The following is a 17,794-nucleotide window of genomic DNA, read 5'->3' as shown; positions in this document are numbered from 1 at the left end:
AATATTTTCTTTCCCCACTATTTATCGGGTGAGCCGTTATTTCTGCTTTATAGTTGATTTTAAATTCCTTTTTTAATAGGTTTTATTCCCATTTCAACCGGTAATTGTTTAAGTTCACAGTCCTCTTTGCATACACACTTGCAGGCGGCATTCTCTCAACAAAATCAAGCTTGATATGGCTTGAAATCTTTATTAAAACAATAATTGTTAACAACAAAAACTTTATCTATGAAAAAAAGTTACTATTTGTTTTTGTTACTTTTAGTAGCAGCAACATCGTTTTCCGTTCATGCGCAAACGGGACAAAAATTTCCTGATTTTAAATTAGGAGTTAGCTCTAAACTACAGACTAATGGCATGCAAAAAGTGAATCCTAATGAGGAAAAAGAAAAAGGAATCCTGATGTATGCAACAACATTGGATGATTATTACAATCAAGAGCGTGGATGGTATAAGTTCTGGTCAAAAGAGCCTCAAAATGCTATAAAGCTAAAAACTTGGAATCCTGGTTCACAGTCATTCGTTGATGGTCTGAGATGTGGATGCTGGGGCGGCGATGCTTATTATGCATTTTATATTTTCCAGTATTCATTGGGATATGACTATCCGTATGCCTTTGTAAAAGTTGAACCGGAGACGGGAGAACTGGATATAGTCAAGAATTTCGAGCAGGGAGATGATTTTTATGACAACTGGCATAGCTATACGTTGTATTGCATGACATATAACCCCGTGAAAGACGAGGTGTATGCTCTTGGACAGACAACCAAAGAAAATCAGGCACAGGTGTCAACTCTTTACAAAATAGACAGAGCTACGGGTACGCCGACAAAACTGCATGATTTTGATTTCATATCTTTTGCTATGTCTGTAGATATGGAAGGTACATTATGGGTGCAGAATTCAATATATGAAGGTGAAAGTAACGTAGGTGCAAAGCTTATTGCATATGATACAGACAACTTCGATGTTAAAAAAGAAGTGAAGCTTTCTTATAACGGAAGTTCGTTTGTTACAGCTTATTATGGAACAATGTCATTTGACTACACTACAGGTGACTTATATTGGATCGCCCTTAGAGCAGATGATAACAAGCAGCAATTGTATACTGTAAATCTGGAAACTGGTAATATGGAAGCTCTTGGAGCATTCTGGGGTGATTTCGTAGGACTGTATATTCCTTATACGTTGCCTGAAAATGAGAATGCACCTGCAAAAGTTCAGGATTTGAAAGCTACTCCCGATATGACAGGATCAATGAAAAGCACATTGACATGGACGAATCCTTCATTGCAGTGGAATAAAAAGGAACTTACAGACCTGAAAGAAGTACAGATATATAAGGATGGTTCAGAAACACCGGCGGCTACTCTCCCTGCAGAAGGCAAGGAAGGACAGGAAATGTCATGGACAGATGAAACTCCAAATGCAGGAATAAACACATATTATGTTGTTCCGTGCAATGAATTTGGAAAAGGTATCAAGGACAGCATTAGCGTTTTCGTAGGCGAGGATGTTCCCGGAGCTGTCGGAAATATTGTAGTGCAGAACAATGGAGAAAGTGTTACTGTTACATGGGATGCTCCTGAATTTGGTATGAACGGCGGATATGTAAATCCTGATGGACTTAAATATACAATCATACGTTATCCTGACGAAATTGAAATTGCTAAAGACCAGACTGAAACTACATTTACAGATACAAATCTAGGTAATCAGCAGTGCTACTATTATACAATACAGACTTCAAACGTAACAGGTGTCGGTGAGACAACAGAGACAGAGAAGTTCATAGCCGGAGCAGCATACACAACTCCTGTGAAATTCAATTTCACAGACCAGATTCTCTCAGAGGCATGGACAAATCTTGGCGATTGGGAATGGAGCGGTGGCTCTATGGCTGGAGACGAAGGAATGATGACAACAACACATCAGAGAGAAAACTGTTGGTTGATTTCACCGGATGTCAAGCTGGAAGCAGGAAAGACGTATAAAATAACAACAAAGATAAAGACTTATTTGGGTCCTAATGGCTGTAAGGAAGACTTTAGAATTGCTATCGGTCAAGGAAAGACTGCTGGCGATATGACAAACGTGCTTCGCGAAGAGAAGGGTTACTCTGCAGATGAATATTACTACGTTAAGACATTTGAAGACATTGTTGAGATTAAGGAGACAGGTGTTTACAATTATGGAATAGACGTGTCTTTGGTAACAGGCGACGATATCTTCAGCTTGCAGGAAGTAACGATAGAGGAGATTCATCCTGTTGATATGAGCGCTGTAAGCTTGGATGGAATTATTGATGCAGTATGCAATGGAAATAATACATGTAAGGTAAAACTGTACAACAACTCTTATAAGACGGCAGACAAATACGAAGTTAAGATTGCACGTGTAGACAATGGCAACTATGTTGTCTTAGGTTCAACTACAGATGTTCCTGCTGTTGAAATGTTCAAGACCGCAGAGGTTACTGTAACTTATGTTCCTGATGTTGAAGACCAGGTCGAACTTGTTGGCTTGGTTGAAATTGAGGGTGACGGCGACGAAAGTAATAATGTTACTGAACCGTATACTGTAAACGTATTGCCGGAAGGCATGCCGCCGTACAATGTTCTCGTTACAGATGAAAATACAATAGGTGATGACACCAGAATTCCTATGTCTTTCATCGTAGGTGAAAGTATGACACAGACGTTATATTTTGCAGACGAGATCAATGTTGAGACTGACGGAAGTATAAGCCGTATAGCATATGAATATACTGGTAACGAAATCACTTCTGTTCTTGGTCCGGTAGATGTAAAAATCTATATGTGCAATACGGACAAGACTATCTTCAAAACTGAAAGCGAGGCTATTCCACTTGAAGATATGACACAGGTTTACGAAGGATCTGTAACAATCAATCCTGGAACAAACTTTATGTCTTTCATCCTTTCTGAAGAATTTGAATACAAGAAAGATAAAAACTTGTGTATAGCAGTTGTCAAGAACGGTTTGGTAGGAAATGACTATCCTGCATTGTTTAAGATGTTCAACAATGATGATTTTGAAAATACAAGATCAATCCTTAGTGACGGTTCACCGATGGCATATTGGAAGGTTCCTGTTATACATATGGCAATAAGGGGCATTGCAGGCAATATTGAAAATGTAAATATTGGTGCTAACTCTGTATGGTATGATTCAAAGACTTCTACTTTGAACTTTAATGAAAATAACCTTAAGAAGGTTTATGTATATGATATCAGCGGTAAGATGATAAAGATGTTTAATCTGAACGGCTCGCAGAATTCTTTGGCAGTTAATCTTCCTGTTGGATTGTATATAATACACACTGTTGCTGCTGACGGTTCTATGAACAACGTCAAAGTTAATGTATGCAGATAATCTTTTTGTCCGGATTACGACCATCCTGTAGCGGAAGGTCGTAATCCGATTTTTATAAAAAGACAATAATAACATCATACCCTATTATTTTATTCAAAATGAAATATCTAAAATTATTATTATTATCTTTGCTCTTTATGCTTGGCCGGGCTGATGTAGCGGCCCAAATTTATTGGGGATACAGTGATAATATCATTTTAAATGGTATCGGTATAGGGCAGAATACAACTGTTTCGGGAGCCATATACATACCTTCTGAAGTAGCAGAACTTTACAAGGGAAAGAAGGCTACGGCTGTACGTGTTGGACTGTATAATTCGGTAAGTGAATTGAAGGTGTTCATTACTGAAGATCTTGACGGTACACCTGAAACAGAGAAAACGTTCGGTTCGCAAAAAACAGGTGTGGCTTCTTTTAGTTTCGATGATGCATACGTAATAAGCGGCAAGGGATTTTATGTGGGATATTCTTGCGTAGGTATAAACCCTATAGGACGTTCAAGCATTTATAATGTAAACGGATGTTGGGTGAAAGACGGAGACAACGCATGGATAGACTATGCCGGTAATGAAGAGTATAAATACAATGCTCTGAATATTGCTGTCCGCATTGAAGGCGAAGACTTGCCCGAAGACGCACGCTTAATAGTAAACAATGAAACATTGGTAAAACCGGGTGAGGGATTTAAACTTACGGCAAAGCTTGAAAATCTTTCGACTAAGGCAATAAAGGGCTATAAGGTTGAATACAATATTGACAACGGCGAAACTCAGACAATTGAGAAAACCACGTATCTTACAGGCGGTTCTTCTACAAGCTTCAGCATTGATGTGCCTGCTATTAACGAATTTGGAATGCACACAGTCAATATGAAACTTGTTTCTGTTAATGGCATAGAAGATGCCAATCCTGTTAATAATGATGTTGTTGCATATATCAAAGTTACAGAGAATTCTTTTGTAAGAAGGATGGTTGTTGAAGAAGGTACTGGCACTTGGTGCGGATGGTGTCCTAAAGGAATTGTGGCTTTCGAGTATATGGATGAGAAATATCCTGATACATTTATCGGTATAGCCGCTCACGATAGAGATGTCTTCAGCGAGGACACTTATGCACCTATACAGAATTATTTCGACTCATATCCAAACTGTATCATTAACAGAGACCCGCAAAAGGTTTGCAGTCCGTTGTCGGGTAATCTTGAAAGTGAATACAAGAATCTTGTAAGGGATCAGGCCGTTGCCAGCATGGTGACAAGTGCAAACTTAGAAGACAATGTCGTACATGCAAAGGTTACGGCGACGTTTGCTAATCCAGGCAAGGATCTTGACTATCGCATAGCTTTTGTCATACTTGAGGACAGTATCACTGGAGTTACGCAGGCAAATGCTTATTCCGGAGGTGCGAATGGTGAGATGGGAGGCTTTGAAAACCTTCCGAATCCGGCACCGATTAAATTCAATCATGTGGCAAGAGGTATATTCGATTATAATGGAATAGAAAACAGTATGCCTTCAGAGGTTGAGGTTGGAGAATTTTATGATTTCACTAAGGATATTGAGCTGCCGAGAGTACAGAGCACAAAATATCTGTCAATCGTAGCTTTGCTGATAAATGGTAAGACCGGTATTATAGACAATGCCGCAAAGGCACACATTGAAACCGGAGCAACTGATATCAGAAATAATGAAATAACTAATGTTTCAATTTACGTAACTCCGGAGGGAACAATATGCTGTTCTGAGGAAGGTAAACTGGAAGTTTTCAATCTCCAAGGTATTCAGGTTCCTGGTCATAACTTGACTCATGGTGTTTATATCGTTAAGCATACTTCTGAATCAGGACAGACAACAATGCGAAAAATCAGATTTTAGAATTATTGCCATAAGATAAAACCTATTTTACTAAACATAAGTAGGGCTGAAATCAATTTGATGGTTTCAGCCCTTTTTAGTTCTTCTTCTTTGTGAAATCTTTTGTAGTAAATAATTACGTCCACTTACAATTTGATGTGTAGGATGCTTAGTGGTTAAGATATCGAAGCAAAAAATTCTGCAACATCGCTGTCTTTCATTATATAAGAAATTTGTTTATTCTTTTCAGCAATCATTTTTAATTGATTCTTTTCTTCAGGACTCCAGTTCTTGATCTTTTTTAATTTTGAAATTATAGAATGCGTTTGTTTAAAACTGTTGCTATTTTCCAAGTCCAGAATAAGTTTTTCTTTTTCTTTATGTTCCTGATTGGCTAAATTTCCATTATGTTTAACCTGTTCTTGTTTATTCCGGTAATGAATGGACATCAATTTTTCATTTGAAGCGGTTGTGTCAATAATATTTTTGACTAATATATCCAATTCAGAGCCTTCTTTATAATTAGCTGGAGCATAATACTTAATTCGTTTATCCTCAATCATTTTATACACCTTTCTCTTGTCTTTCGTTTCTGGATTATAAACACCAATAGAATGACCGGAATATGAATTTACAAGTTTCATGCAAGGTATGTCAGTATCGCTGTCTCCAATATAAATTATATTTCTAAAAGGAATACGAATTTTTTCAGGTGCAAAATAATCATTTACACCAGAGTCATTCACGTCCAATGTTCCTTTTTCAATTCTAAAAAGAAACTGTGTCTTACTTGTATAGTTTATAACCTGTGCTGGCCATTGAGCAACTCCATCATTGTCATAATAGAAGGAACTTGCATAAATCTTTTCAAATTCGTTTGCGACTTTTGTACCTTCAATCATTTCCTTAAGACCAGATGATATAATATAATGCTCAACAATCACTCCTTTGTCTTTGCCATACTCTCTTATGCGTTTAAACCAAGTTTCAACCCCAGGGAATAGTTGTACCTGAGCTCCATAGTCCATTAGTTTTTTTCTGTTAAAAACGAACCTACCATGTGCTTTCTGAATCATTGTAAACATGTATGCCAGATTTTGATCCATGTCATTATCTTCTGCTAGTCCATTAGATTCTTTCCAAAAAGACTCTACTTCGTATCCTACGGATTGTATATATCCTTGGGCTTGCATGTCATCAGGAGATAATGTTTTGTCAAAGTCGTAACATATAGCTACAACAGGTTTGTCTTCTTTTGATTTTCTAATAAATTCTTTACTCATAATTGTCGTCTAAAAATAAAAAAATGAGGCACAACTATAGAAATTATGCCTCACTTTAATTATACTATTTCAAAGAATTATTTCACTTCCTCAAAGTCAGCGTCCTGTACGTTGTCGTCAGCCTTGCCGTCGTTCTGAGCCTGCTGGCCTCCGGCGTTGGCGCCGTTGAAGCCCTGGCCTGCGTTAGGCTGTGCGCCGCCTGCGTTCTGATACATCTGAGCGCTGGCTGCCTGCATAACAGTGTTGAGGCCGTTGATGGCGTTGTCTATGGCTGTGATGTCGCCGCTCTTGTGAGCATCGCGGAGCTGGTTGAGTGCGTTCTCGATGTTGCCCTTCTGGTCAGCCGGAATCTTGTCACCGTTGTCCTTCAGGAAGTTTTCGGTGGTGAAGATCATTGAGTCAGCCTGGTTCATCTTGTCGATGCGCTCACGCTCTTTCTTGTCGTTTTCAGCGTTCTGCTCTGCCTCTGCCTTCATGCGGTCGATTTCTTCTTTGCTCAGACCTGATGAAGCCTCGATGCGGATGGCCTGCTCCTTGCCTGTAGCCTTATCCTTTGCAGAAACCTTCAGGATACCGTTGGCGTCGATATCGAATGTAACCTCAATCTGAGGAACACCACGACGTGCCGGAGCGATGCCTGTCAGGTTGAACTGACCGATGCTCTTGTTCTGTGCTGCCATCGGGCGCTCACCCTGCAGAACGTGGATTGTAACCTCGGTCTGGTTGTCGGCTGCTGTTGAGAACACTTCGCTCTTCTTGCAAGGTATTGTGGTGTTGGCGTCGATAAGTTTTGTCATTACGCCACCCATTGTCTCGATACCCAGTGTAAGAGGTGTTACGTCGAGGAGCACGATGTCGCCTACGCCGCCTTCCTTGTTAAGGATAGCACCCTGGATTGATGCACCCACTGCCACAACCTCGTCAGGGTTAACGCCCTTTGAAGGCTCTTTGCCGAAGTAGTTCTTAACCAGCTCCTGTACGGCAGGTATACGGCTTGAACCACCTACGAGGATAACCTCGTCAATGTCGGCTGTGTTAAGCTTGGCGTCTCTTATGGCGTTCTGGCAAGGAACGAGACAAGCCTGGATCAGAGAGTGAGCCAGCTGCTCGAACTGAGCACGTGTAAGATTCTTTACCAAGTGCTTTGGCACACCGCCTTCAGCTGTGATGTAAGGCAGGTTGATCTCTGTAGATGTAGAGCTTGACAGCTCGATCTTAGCCTTCTCGGCAGCTTCCTTCAGACGCTGCATTGCCATCGGGTCTTTAGAGAGGTCGATGCCTTCAGCAGCCTTGAAGTCGTTAACGAGCCAGTCGATAATAACCTGGTCGAAGTCGTCACCGCCAAGGTGAGTGTCACCGTTAGTAGAAAGCACCTCGAACACGCCGCCGCCGAACTCAAGGATAGAGATATCGAATGTACCACCACCAAGGTCGAACACAGCAATCTTCATGTCTTTGTTTGCCTTGTCAACACCATAAGCCAAAGCTGCGGCTGTAGGCTCGTTGACGATACGGCGAACGTTGAGTCCTGCAATCTGTCCGGCCTCTTTTGTAGCCTGACGCTGTGAGTCAGAGAAGTATGCCGGAACGGTGATTACGGCGTCTGTAACTTCCTGTCCGAGATAGTCTTCTGCTGTCTTCTTCATCTTCTGAAGAACCATTGCAGAAATTTCCTGCGGAGTATATTTGCGGCCTTCGATGTCAACGCGGGGATATCCGCCTTCGTTGACTACTGTGAACGGCACACGTGTTGTCTCTTTTTCACACTGAGCGTAAGTTTCGCCCATGAAGCGCTTGATTGAGTAAACGGTGTTCTTCGGGTTTGTTATGGCCTGACGTTTAGCCGGGTCACCGATTTTGCGCTCACCGTCTTTTACGAAGCCCACTACAGAAGGAGTGGTGCGCTTACCTTCACTATTTGCTATTACAACAGGTTCGTTGCCTTCGAAAACTGCAACGCATGAGTTTGTTGTACCTAAGTCAATTCCTATAATCTTTCCCATAATTATATATTTTTTTGTTTTTATCGATGTTAATTAATTCGCTTACTTTTATACAAATCGTGTGCCAAAGGCGAAAATGTGGCATAAAGTGTGCCACGTGGTGACATTTTGTCGTAATAATATGTCATGTGCTAAGGCCTTTTTTATGCCTTGTTTGCCGGCTATGTGTGATTTTGCGTGATTGTAATATGCTGAATAATAGAGAGTTCGGTGGAATGTGCGCCCTTTGGATAAGGCGCGCAAGATGCCTTTTGTGGTTATGACAGAATATCATTTCGGTAAATATGCGCACGCATTATATATAATGTACGCAAGGCGTTGCCGCCTTATAGGCTGAAATCAGCCGTAAGCCGCATCCGGCATCATGCTTTATGCTTATTTCTGTTAGCTGCCTTGTTTATGCTTTCAGCCTGCCTTTACGAGCCGGTATGGTCTTGGCTTGAATGGCAATGGCTGCAAACAAGCCGGCGGCAGCCTGCCCGGCATGGAGCAGATAAGGGGCTGAATGGTGATATTTGGTTGGGGATAAAAACAGAAAACTCTGTCTGTTTAACGCTCTCAGAATGGCCATGCCCCGCGCAGAAACGTGTTTTGACGCGAAAATACGTAAAAATCGGGGCTTTTTATAACCTGTTGCTAATCAGTGAGTTAGTGGTTCCTGTGTTGCTAATCGTATCTCCCTTATGCCTAAAAGGTATGCTTTTACGTCGCAAAAGCATATCTTTTGCAAGTCGAAAGGGCACGTTTTGCAGTGTAAAACCACTGAATTTCAGTCGGAAAAACGGCGGTTTGGGGCTTTATAAGCTATGCAGATGTGATGAAATGTTAAATATAGGCAGCCGTAACGCCAGTGACGTTAACTTCTGTTTGCGTTTCGTTTTCCAGATTAAAGAAAACTCATGTCCTGATTTTTTACTTTCTCATCGTCCGTAAATCAGCTCCGGCCGGAGGATATGTTTATGTGTCTTGTTTGGCGGTTGGTCAGTGTCGTGCCTACAGCCGGTCAGGTTCAGTCAGCGGCGTGCTGCCGGTCTGTACGGTCAGGTTTCCCGTCATCCCTTCTGTATTCGTTTAGATTTTTATGTCTTGCAATATGTTATGATACAAAAAATCCGGCAAAAGCCGCGCCTGTGGTTCAGTTGTCATGAAACCGCAGCCCGCCTCTTGCCGGACTTTGTTATGTAGATTCTTCTGCGTCAGGGCTATGCCTGCTTCTGCGTTGCGTCTTGTTCCTTCACCATGTCGGCACGCGACTTCGACTTGGTTACGAGCCATACGCCGAGACAAACCAGTATGACGGCCAGTCCCTGGCTCGGCTTGAACACGCCGATGCCCGTGAGTATGCTCACCGTAACCGATACGAGCGGCTGCACATAGTTGTATATGCTCACCACGGTGGGGCGCAGCGTGTGCTGTCCTATCATCATCAGGATGTAGCTTATGTATGTGCCGAAGAACACCACGAAGCCCGTTTCGAGCCATGTGCTTGTAGGCACAGCCGCAAAGTTGATGCCTGCCACGTGGTTGAACGTGAACGGCAGGATAAGTATCGTGGCATAGGTGAACATCCATTTGTTCACGGTTATCACCGAGTAGCGCTTTATCAGCTTGCTGAAGAGCGACAGGTAGAGCGCAAACGACAGCTGCGCGCCGAGGCAGAGCAGGTCGCCGCGAATGTCGCCCACCTTAGAGCTTGCCGCAGCCGCACTCGTAACTATCAGTATCACGGCGCCCGTGCATCCGAACACCACGCCCAGGGCCTTCTTGCCCGTTATGGGTTCTTTAAGTATTATTGCTGCCAGAATCATCGCGAAGATAGGCATCGATGTCGTGACGATGCTCGCGTTGATGGGCGATGTTATGCTCAGGCCTATAGTGTAGCAGCATTGGTTGGTCACAAGGCCGAATATGGCAGCTCCTATAAGCATGAGCAGGTCTTTGCGCGGAACGTGTTCCTTTGGCGTGAACAGCGATGTCAGCCAGAACAGGATGGCTCCTCCTGTTACCCTGAATGTCACCATGTCTATGCCCGTTATGCCGTGCGTCATGGCATCTTTGCCGAGCGGAGCCATCAGACCCCAGAACGCACATGCGAAGAACAGGCAGAGGTGAGCAATTAGCGGACGATTGTTTTGCATGTTGTTTTTTATTTTTTTGATATATTTACGGGTGCAAAGGTACACATTTTCGGATAAAATAATTATATTTGCTGTCTAAAGAGCTTATTAATTTGATATTATGCAGAAATACGCTGACTATATAGAACAGGTGGAGATAGAGTCGCTATGGAGCGGGCGCCGCCATGTGGAGTGGAACCTCGACCGCAAGGTGAACGTCCTTAGCGGCATAAACGGAGTGGGCAAGAGCACCATCCTTAACAAGCTGGTGAAGAGCGTCGGCATAACGGGCGACATATACAACCATCTGCTCAAGGGTGTTCACATCAAGGTAAATCCGGCTGACGCCACGCATATCCGGTTCGACGTGATACGCTCCTTCGACCGTCCGCTCCTCAATGCCGACATGCTGAGCGAGGTGGGAGCCAACCTTGTGACAGAGCTCGACTGGCAGCTGTTCAAGCTTCAGCGCAAGTTTCTCGACTATCAGGTGAACATCGGCAACCGCATCATTGCGGCCCTTCAGAGCGGAGAGCCCGACGCGGCGGTGAAGGCGCAGCAGCTGTCGGAGCCCAAGAAGAAGTTTCAGGACCTGATAGACGACCTCTTTTCTGATACCGGAAAGAAGATTATACGCACCGAAAACGAGATAAGATTCACGCAGATAGGCGAGACGCTGCATCCGTATCAGCTCTCGAGCGGCGAGAAGCAGATGCTGGTTATATTGCTCACGGTGCTCATAGAGGACAATCTTCCTTACGTGCTGTTCATGGATGAGCCTGAAGTAAGTCTGCACATCGAGTGGCAGAAGAGGCTCATCGACCTCATTCTCGACCTTAATCCTAACGTGCAGATTATCCTGACGACACACTCGCCGGCCGTGATAATGAACGGATGGATGGACAATGTTACAGAGGTGAGCGACATCACCGACCAGAACTTACGTTAAGGTTTAGGGCATATGAACAGGCGGCTGAAGGACAACATAAACTCAAAATACTTTGAGGCGGCAAACAGACTGAAGTCGAAGACTGCCCGCCGGCGCATCGTGGCCTACGTTGAGAGCTACGACGACGTGCTCTTCTGGCGCATGCTGCTCGGCAGCTATGAGGACGACACAAAATATTTTGAAGTGATGCTGCCGTCGCACAACACGCTCGAGCGGGGCAAGCGCTCCGTGCTTATGAACTTGTTATACGGCAAGGTGGGGCAGGACATGATAGCCTGCGTGGATGCCGACTACGACTATCTGATACAGGGCGCTACGGTTACGTCGCGCAACATTCTAAGCAATCCGTTCGTCTTTCACACCTACGCCTATTCGATAGAGAACCTTCAGTGCTATGCCCCGTCGCTGCACAATGTCTGTGTGATGGTTACGCTCAACGACCACGCCATATTCAACTTCAGCGAGTTCCTCAAGCAGTACAGCGAGGCCATCTTCCCTTTGTTCGTATGGTCTATATGGTACTACCGCAGAGACATCTACACGCAGTTCACCATAACTGAGTTTAACCGCGTGATAGAGATCGGCAGCTTCAGTCTTGGCGCACCGGAGCAGGCCATAGCCAACGTGCGCAACAAGGTTACAAAGAAAATCAACTGGCTGCATCATCATAACCCCAACGCCAAGGAGTCGTATCTGGCGCTGAAGAAAGAGCTGATAAGCCTCGGCGTAACGCCAGACACCACCTATCTATATATACAGGGACATCATCTGTTCGACAAGGTGGTGGTGCCCGTAATGACCAAGGTGTGCGAGCGGCTTGTGCGTGAGCGTGAGAACGAGATAAGGCGTCAGGCAGTACATTCAACGCAGATGCGCAACGAGCTTTCGTGCTATTCTCACAGCGTTCAGGACATAGAGCAGATGCTGAAGAAGAACATGGGCTATTACACTTCAGGTCCGTTCATGCGTATGAAGCGCGACATCGAGGCGTATCTTCAGGCCGGCAATGCTGCGGCAGACGGTGATGCACCGGCTGTTACGCCATCGGAAAATAAGAATTCAGAGAGCAACAGGCACGAGAAAGGGCGGCAATGACAGCCGCCTTCAGTATATGTGCAATGTGTAAGTCTTGTTAAGAATATAGCCGCTGTAATGGCGCAGAAAATGAATAATGCATCTGTTGCGGATGAAATTAATAATTCCGCAGCAGATGCATTATTCATTATTTCTTATATAAAGGTAAAAGTCCGTTTTCAGTAAGTAAAGTCTTATATAGAAAACAGACTCTTGTTGATTCACGCAAGCATCAGTTTTCCTTCCAGAAAGCAGGTGTGAACAGCACCAGCACGCTGAAAAACTCGAGACGTCCCATAAGCATCAGTATCGAGCAAATCCATTTTCCGGCGTCAGGAATGCCGCTCCACGACATCGTAGGACCTATCTCAAGACCGAGCGTAGGGCCGACGTTGCTGGCACAGCTCAGCGCTATTGTTACAGAGTTGGTGCTGTCTATGCCCATGCATGTAAGTGAGAAATATGCAAACAGGCACACGGCGAGATAGAGAGACAGAAACACAAGCAGCGTGGCCTGCGCCTGATAGGGCACCGTGTTGTTGCTTATCTTTACGGGCAGCACGGCCTTGGGATGAATGATGTGCCTGAACTCGTTCTTTATAATCTTCAGCAGAATGACGCTTCTGATGCACTTAAAGCCGCCGCTCGTGCTGCCTGCACATGCTCCGACAAACATGCAGATACTGAGAATCACCCATGTTATGTGCGGCCATTTGCCCGCGTCGGCGTTGAATATACCAGTCGTTGTTATAAACGCTACTACCTGAAACAGTGCGTAGCGTAACGAGTCGGCCAGATTATAGTTAAGGTCTTTTATCAGGAAGAACATAATTCCGGCAGTGGCCAGTGCCACAACACAGAAGTAGAACTTAAGTTCGGCATCCTTCACAACCGACTTTATCTTGCCCTTAAAGAGACTTAGATACAGCAGGGTGAAGTTAGTTCCCGACAGAAACATGAATATTATAGAGATATAGTCAATCACGGCCGAATGGAAGTGGCCTGTACTTGAGTTGTGAGGTGCGAAGCCTCCTGTGGCCGTTATCGACATTGAGTAGTTAAGACAGTCGAAAAGACTCATGCCGGCAACATAGAAGCTGGCTGCGCATCCTACGGTGAGAAGCAGGTAGACGGCCCATATAGCCTTGGCGTTGGTGCTCAGTCGGGGGTGCATCTTCGTTTTTATCGGGCCCGTAGCCTCTGCCGAGAACACCTTCATGCTTCCGCCTACGAGCGACGGCAATATGGCAATGGTGAAGAACACGATACCAAGGCCGCCGATCCAGTGGGTCATGGAGCGCCAGAACACGAGGCCGTGGGGCAGGCTCTCCACATCGTCGATAATCGTGGCTCCTGTGGTTGTGAAGCCCGACATCGTCTCAAAGAAGGCATCTGTGAAGCTCGGTATATATCCGCTTATCACGAACGGCAGGGCACCAAGAATACTGAATATGACCCATGTCAGCGTTACAAGCAGATAAGCGTCGCGGCGTCCCATGCTGTTTTCGGCATGATAGCCCTTATATTTCAGTCCTATGGCCGTGGTGACGGTTATGGCTATTGATATGACAAACGCCATAATGTCGTCTTCTTTATAGTAGAGCGACACGCACAGGCTGTAGAGCATCATTATCGCTTCAATAAAGAGCAGCGAGCCTATAACCTTATATATGATTTTGAAGTTTATCATTTTATGCTTTTAGTTGAAGAACTTTTCTATTTTGCTCATGTTGACGTTGTGGCAGAACACAACCACTATGTCGCCTGCCTCAATCTCCGTGTTACCGGACACAAGATGTCCTTCGCCGTTTCTTACCAGTCCTCCAATTGTCGTTCCCTTGGGAAGTCCCAGCTCGTATACTTTCTTTTTGGTTATCTTCGAACCCGGCTGTGCCGTAAACTCTGCCACGTCGGCGTTTGCGGTCATGAGGAAACGGGTGTTCTTCACGTCGGCGTCGAGCATCATCTGGTAGATGTGGCTTGCGGCTATGGCCTTCTTGTTGACGATAGTACCGATGTCAAGGCTTTCAGCCATGCTCACATAGTCGAGGTTTTCAACCATTGCTATGGTCTTTCTCACGCCCATGCGCTTCGCCGTAAGGCATGCCAGGATGTTTGTCTCGGCATTAGCCGTCAGGGCAACGAAGGCCTGCGTGTTCTTTATACCTTCCTCAATGAGCAGCGGCAGGTCTCGTCCGTCGCCGTTTATCACCATTGTCCTGTCGGTGTCTACAATCTCATTGATATATTCGCAGCGCTTTTCGTCAGCCTCAATAATCTTTGCGTTCATGTATTCGGGCATGGTCAGCGCGGCTCTTATGGCCGTGTTGCCGCCTCCCATTATCATCACGTTCCTTACGTCCACGTAGTGTTCCTTGCCGACAATCTTTCTGATATACGGAATATAGTTGCGTGTGGTCATAAAGTATGCCATGTCGTATATCTTCAGTTCGTCGTCGCCTCGTGGTATAATGGTGTCTTCGCCGCGTTTTATCGCCACGATGTGATATGGCGATTCGGGCTTGCAGAGGTCTTTTAGCGGCTCGTTCAGAATCTCACATGTCTCCCTCAGCTTTATACCGAGCATTATCAGTGCGCCGTTGTGCACGTCCCAGCGCTGCCTCACCCAGCTCATCTTCAGACCGTTGGTTATGTCGCGTGCGGCGAGGTTCTCAGGATAGATGAGCGAGTCGATGCCGAGATTGTTGAAAAATTCTTTCAGCTTTTCGTCAATAAACTCATAGTTGTTCACCTTTGCCACCGTTCTTTTTGCTCCGAGAGCCTTTGCAAGTATACAGCTGTTCATGTTCATGTTCTCGTCAGGCGTGACTCCGATGAACAGGTTGGCGTGTTGCACGCCGGCGTTTTTAAGAGTTTGTATGCTCGAAGGCGAGGAGTGGATGGTCATCAGGTCGTAGTCATTGCTGATGTTGTTGAGCCTTTCCTCGTCTTCGTCGATCAGCACAATGTCCTGATCGTTGCGTGATAACAGCTTTGCCAGGTGAGTACCTATGGCATAAGCTCCAGCTATGATGATTTTCATTTTACATCTTTATTGTTTAGGATATGCTGCCTATGGCATTCTTTATTGTCGCGGCTATCGTTTCGGTGTCGATGCCCGTTATGTGCTGCAGTTCGTTTACGGTGCCCTGTTCGATAAACTTGTCGGGCAGTCCGAGTCTTGTGACGCGTGTTGTATAGTTGTTGTCGCTGAGCCATTCGAGCACGGCTGAGCCGAATCCGCCCTTGCGCACTCCGTCTTCAACGGTTATGATATGCTTGAACTTTGATGCTGCCTCGGCCAGAAGTTTCTCGTCGAGCGGCTTTATGAAGCGCATGTCGTAGTGGGCAATCTGTGCTCCGCCGCATTCCTTCTCTACGGCTTCTATGGCCTTGGTAACGTTGTTGCCTATCGGGCCCACTGACAGCACGGCCACGCTGTTGCCGTCTTTCAGCTTGCGTCCTGTTCCCACTTCAATTTCTTCAAACTCATTGTGCCATTCTACTATCACGCCGTGTCCTCTCGGATATCTTATCACGAAAGGTCCTTTGCCGTCGAGCTGCGCCGTGTACATAAGGTTGCGCAGTTCGTGCTCGTTCATAGGCGAGGCTATGGTCAGGTTAGGCACGGGTCTCAGGGCCGCAATGTCGAAGGCGCCGTGGTGTGTGGCTCCGTCTTCGCCTACCAGTCCGGCGCGGTCGAGACATATAACGACGGGAAGTTTCAGTATTGCCACGTCGTGAATGATGTTGTCGTAGGCGCGCTGTGCGAACGAACTGTATATGTTGCAGAACGGCAGCATGCCTTCCTTTGCCATTCCTGCCGAGAATGTTACGGCGTGGCCTTCGGCAATGCCCACGTCGAAGGCTCTGTCGGGCATCGCCTTCATCAGAATGTTCATGGAGCATCCTGTAGGCATTGCCGGCGTAACGCCTATTATGCGCGGATTGTTCTTTGCCAGTTCGAGCAGCGTCTCGCCGAACACTGTCTGATATTTAGGCGGCACTCCAGTCTCGTCGTCTGTTATGCGCTCGCCTGTGTTGATGTTGAATTTTCCGGGGGCATGCCATATCGTTGCAGCCTTTTCGGCCGGTGCATATCCGTGCCCCTTTATTGTGTGCAGGTGCAGCAGCTTGGGGCCTTTCATGTCCTTTAGCTGTCGCAGCACCCTTACCAGTTCTGTTATGTTGTGTCCGTCGAACGGGCCGAAGTATCTTATGTTGAGGCCTTCAAAGATGTTCTGCTGATGGCTTATGGCCGACTTCAGCGCGTTGTTCAGCCTCAGTATGCCCTGCCGGCGGTCTTCGTCGAGATATCCCTTTGCGTTGAGCCATTTCGACAGCTTGAATCTAACATTGTTGTAGGTCTCGTTGGTGTTCAGCTTCAGCAGAGCCTGCTTCAGTCCGCCTACGCTGCGGTCTATGCTCATGTTGTTGTCGTTGAGGATGATGAGCATGTCGTTAGGCGTGGTCGACACGTTGTTGAGTCCCTCAAAGGCCAGTCCGCCGCTCATGGCACCGTCGCCTATAATAGCCACCACATGTCTCTTGCCGTTGCCGGTCTTCTTTGCAGCCAGTGCCATTCCCAGCGCGGCAGAAATAGAGTTAGAGGCATGTCCGCACACAAAACTGTCGTATTCGCTTTCTAACGGCGACGGAAAGGGCATTATTCCGTTCAGCTTGCGGTTGGTGCAGAAGCGGTCTTTCCTGCCTGTCAGAATCTTGTGTCCGTAGGCCTGGTGTCCTACGTCCCAAACCAGTCTGTCTTCCGGTGTGTTGAACACGTAGTGCAGGGCTACGGTAAGTTCTATTGCTCCCATGCTCGAGGCCATGTGCCCCGGGTTTACCGAAAGTTCTTTCAGAATGTCGTCGCGCAGCTCTTTGCACAGTTGCGGCAGCTGTTCTTCTTTCAACTTTCTTAAGTCGGCGGGATAATTTATTTTGTTAAGAAGCTTAAAATCGTTAGATTCCACGGTCGTCTTATTATTGAATATCATTGCAAAGATAATGTAAACAGATTGAAGAACAAAATAAATTCGTTTATTTTTATTAAGGTGTAAAGTGCCCTGGCGGATGAAATGGGGGCGTTAATGACTGTAATTAAGTGGGGATAAATGTA

At 45.6% G+C, this 17,794-nt stretch carries 10 protein-coding genes; 4 read left to right on the top strand and 6 right to left on the bottom strand.

The window, feature by feature from the left end; genetic code table 11:
* Positions 1-357 precede the first annotated feature (357 nt).
* Both QVO66_RS11900 and QVO66_RS11895 read left to right on the top strand, forming a co-directional pair.
* Positions 358-3,396 (top strand): T9SS type A sorting domain-containing protein, encoded by a 3,039-nt coding sequence (locus QVO66_RS11900; protein ID WP_288172858.1) that lies wholly within the window; start codon positions 358-360, stop codon positions 3,394-3,396.
* A gap of 98 nt (positions 3,397-3,494) precedes the next feature.
* Positions 3,495-5,270, top strand: coding sequence for a secretion protein (locus QVO66_RS11895; protein ID WP_288172857.1), 1,776 nt, complete (start codon positions 3,495-3,497; stop codon positions 5,268-5,270).
* Between the two features lie 155 nt (positions 5,271-5,425).
* Here the strand turns inward: QVO66_RS11895 and QVO66_RS11890 are convergent, their stop codons facing one another.
* From QVO66_RS11890 to QVO66_RS11880, 3 genes are all read right to left on the bottom strand, one after another.
* The gene (locus tag QVO66_RS11890; RefSeq protein ID WP_021855717.1) at positions 5,426-6,532 is read right to left on the bottom strand and encodes an HAD family hydrolase; all 1,107 of its coding nucleotides are present in this window, start codon (positions 6,530-6,532) and stop codon (positions 5,426-5,428) included.
* Between the two features lie 77 nt (positions 6,533-6,609).
* Positions 6,610-8,535: a molecular chaperone DnaK gene (dnaK, locus tag QVO66_RS11885; RefSeq protein ID WP_021855716.1), complete on the bottom strand. Its 1,926-nt coding sequence runs from the start codon at positions 8,533-8,535 to the stop codon at positions 6,610-6,612.
* 1,202 nt (positions 8,536-9,737) lie between these two features.
* Complete coding sequence (locus QVO66_RS11880; RefSeq protein WP_021855715.1) at positions 9,738-10,673, bottom strand: DMT family transporter; 936 nt, start codon at positions 10,671-10,673, stop codon at positions 9,738-9,740.
* 100 nt (positions 10,674-10,773) lie between these two features.
* On the opposite strand from QVO66_RS11880, the gene QVO66_RS11875 reads away from it, so the two are divergent.
* Positions 10,774-11,601 (top strand): AAA family ATPase, encoded by an 828-nt coding sequence (locus QVO66_RS11875; protein ID WP_021855714.1) that lies wholly within the window; start codon positions 10,774-10,776, stop codon positions 11,599-11,601.
* Positions 11,602-11,613: 12 nt separating this feature from the next.
* Positions 11,614-12,696: a DUF4435 domain-containing protein gene (locus tag QVO66_RS11870; RefSeq protein ID WP_021855713.1), complete on the top strand. Its 1,083-nt coding sequence runs from the start codon at positions 11,614-11,616 to the stop codon at positions 12,694-12,696.
* Positions 12,697-12,907: 211 nt separating this feature from the next.
* On the opposite strand, the gene QVO66_RS11865 is transcribed toward QVO66_RS11870, so the two are convergent.
* Genes QVO66_RS11865 through dxs form a run of 3 tightly spaced genes read right to left on the bottom strand, consistent with a single transcriptional unit; the run spans position 12,908 to position 17,672 of the window.
* A complete protein-coding gene (locus QVO66_RS11865) occupies positions 12,908-14,365 on the bottom strand; it encodes a TrkH family potassium uptake protein (protein WP_021855712.1) in 1,458 nt (485 codons plus the stop codon).
* A 9-nt stretch (positions 14,366-14,374) separates the two neighbouring features.
* The gene (trkA, locus tag QVO66_RS11860; protein ID WP_021855711.1) at positions 14,375-15,718 is read right to left on the bottom strand and encodes a Trk system potassium transporter TrkA; all 1,344 of its coding nucleotides are present in this window, start codon (positions 15,716-15,718) and stop codon (positions 14,375-14,377) included.
* 16 nt (positions 15,719-15,734) lie between these two features.
* Positions 15,735-17,672: a 1-deoxy-D-xylulose-5-phosphate synthase gene (dxs, locus tag QVO66_RS11855; RefSeq protein WP_021855710.1), complete on the bottom strand. Its 1,938-nt coding sequence runs from the start codon at positions 17,670-17,672 to the stop codon at positions 15,735-15,737.
* Between the last annotated feature and the right edge of the window lie 122 nt (positions 17,673-17,794).

The sequence above is a fragment of the Prevotella sp. CAG:255 genome (assembly GCF_000431195.1).
Classification (GTDB): domain Bacteria; phylum Bacteroidota; class Bacteroidia; order Bacteroidales; family Bacteroidaceae; genus Prevotella; species Prevotella rara.
The sequence above is the reverse complement of the archived record's forward strand: the minus strand, read 5'-3'. Positions and strand labels throughout refer to the sequence as shown.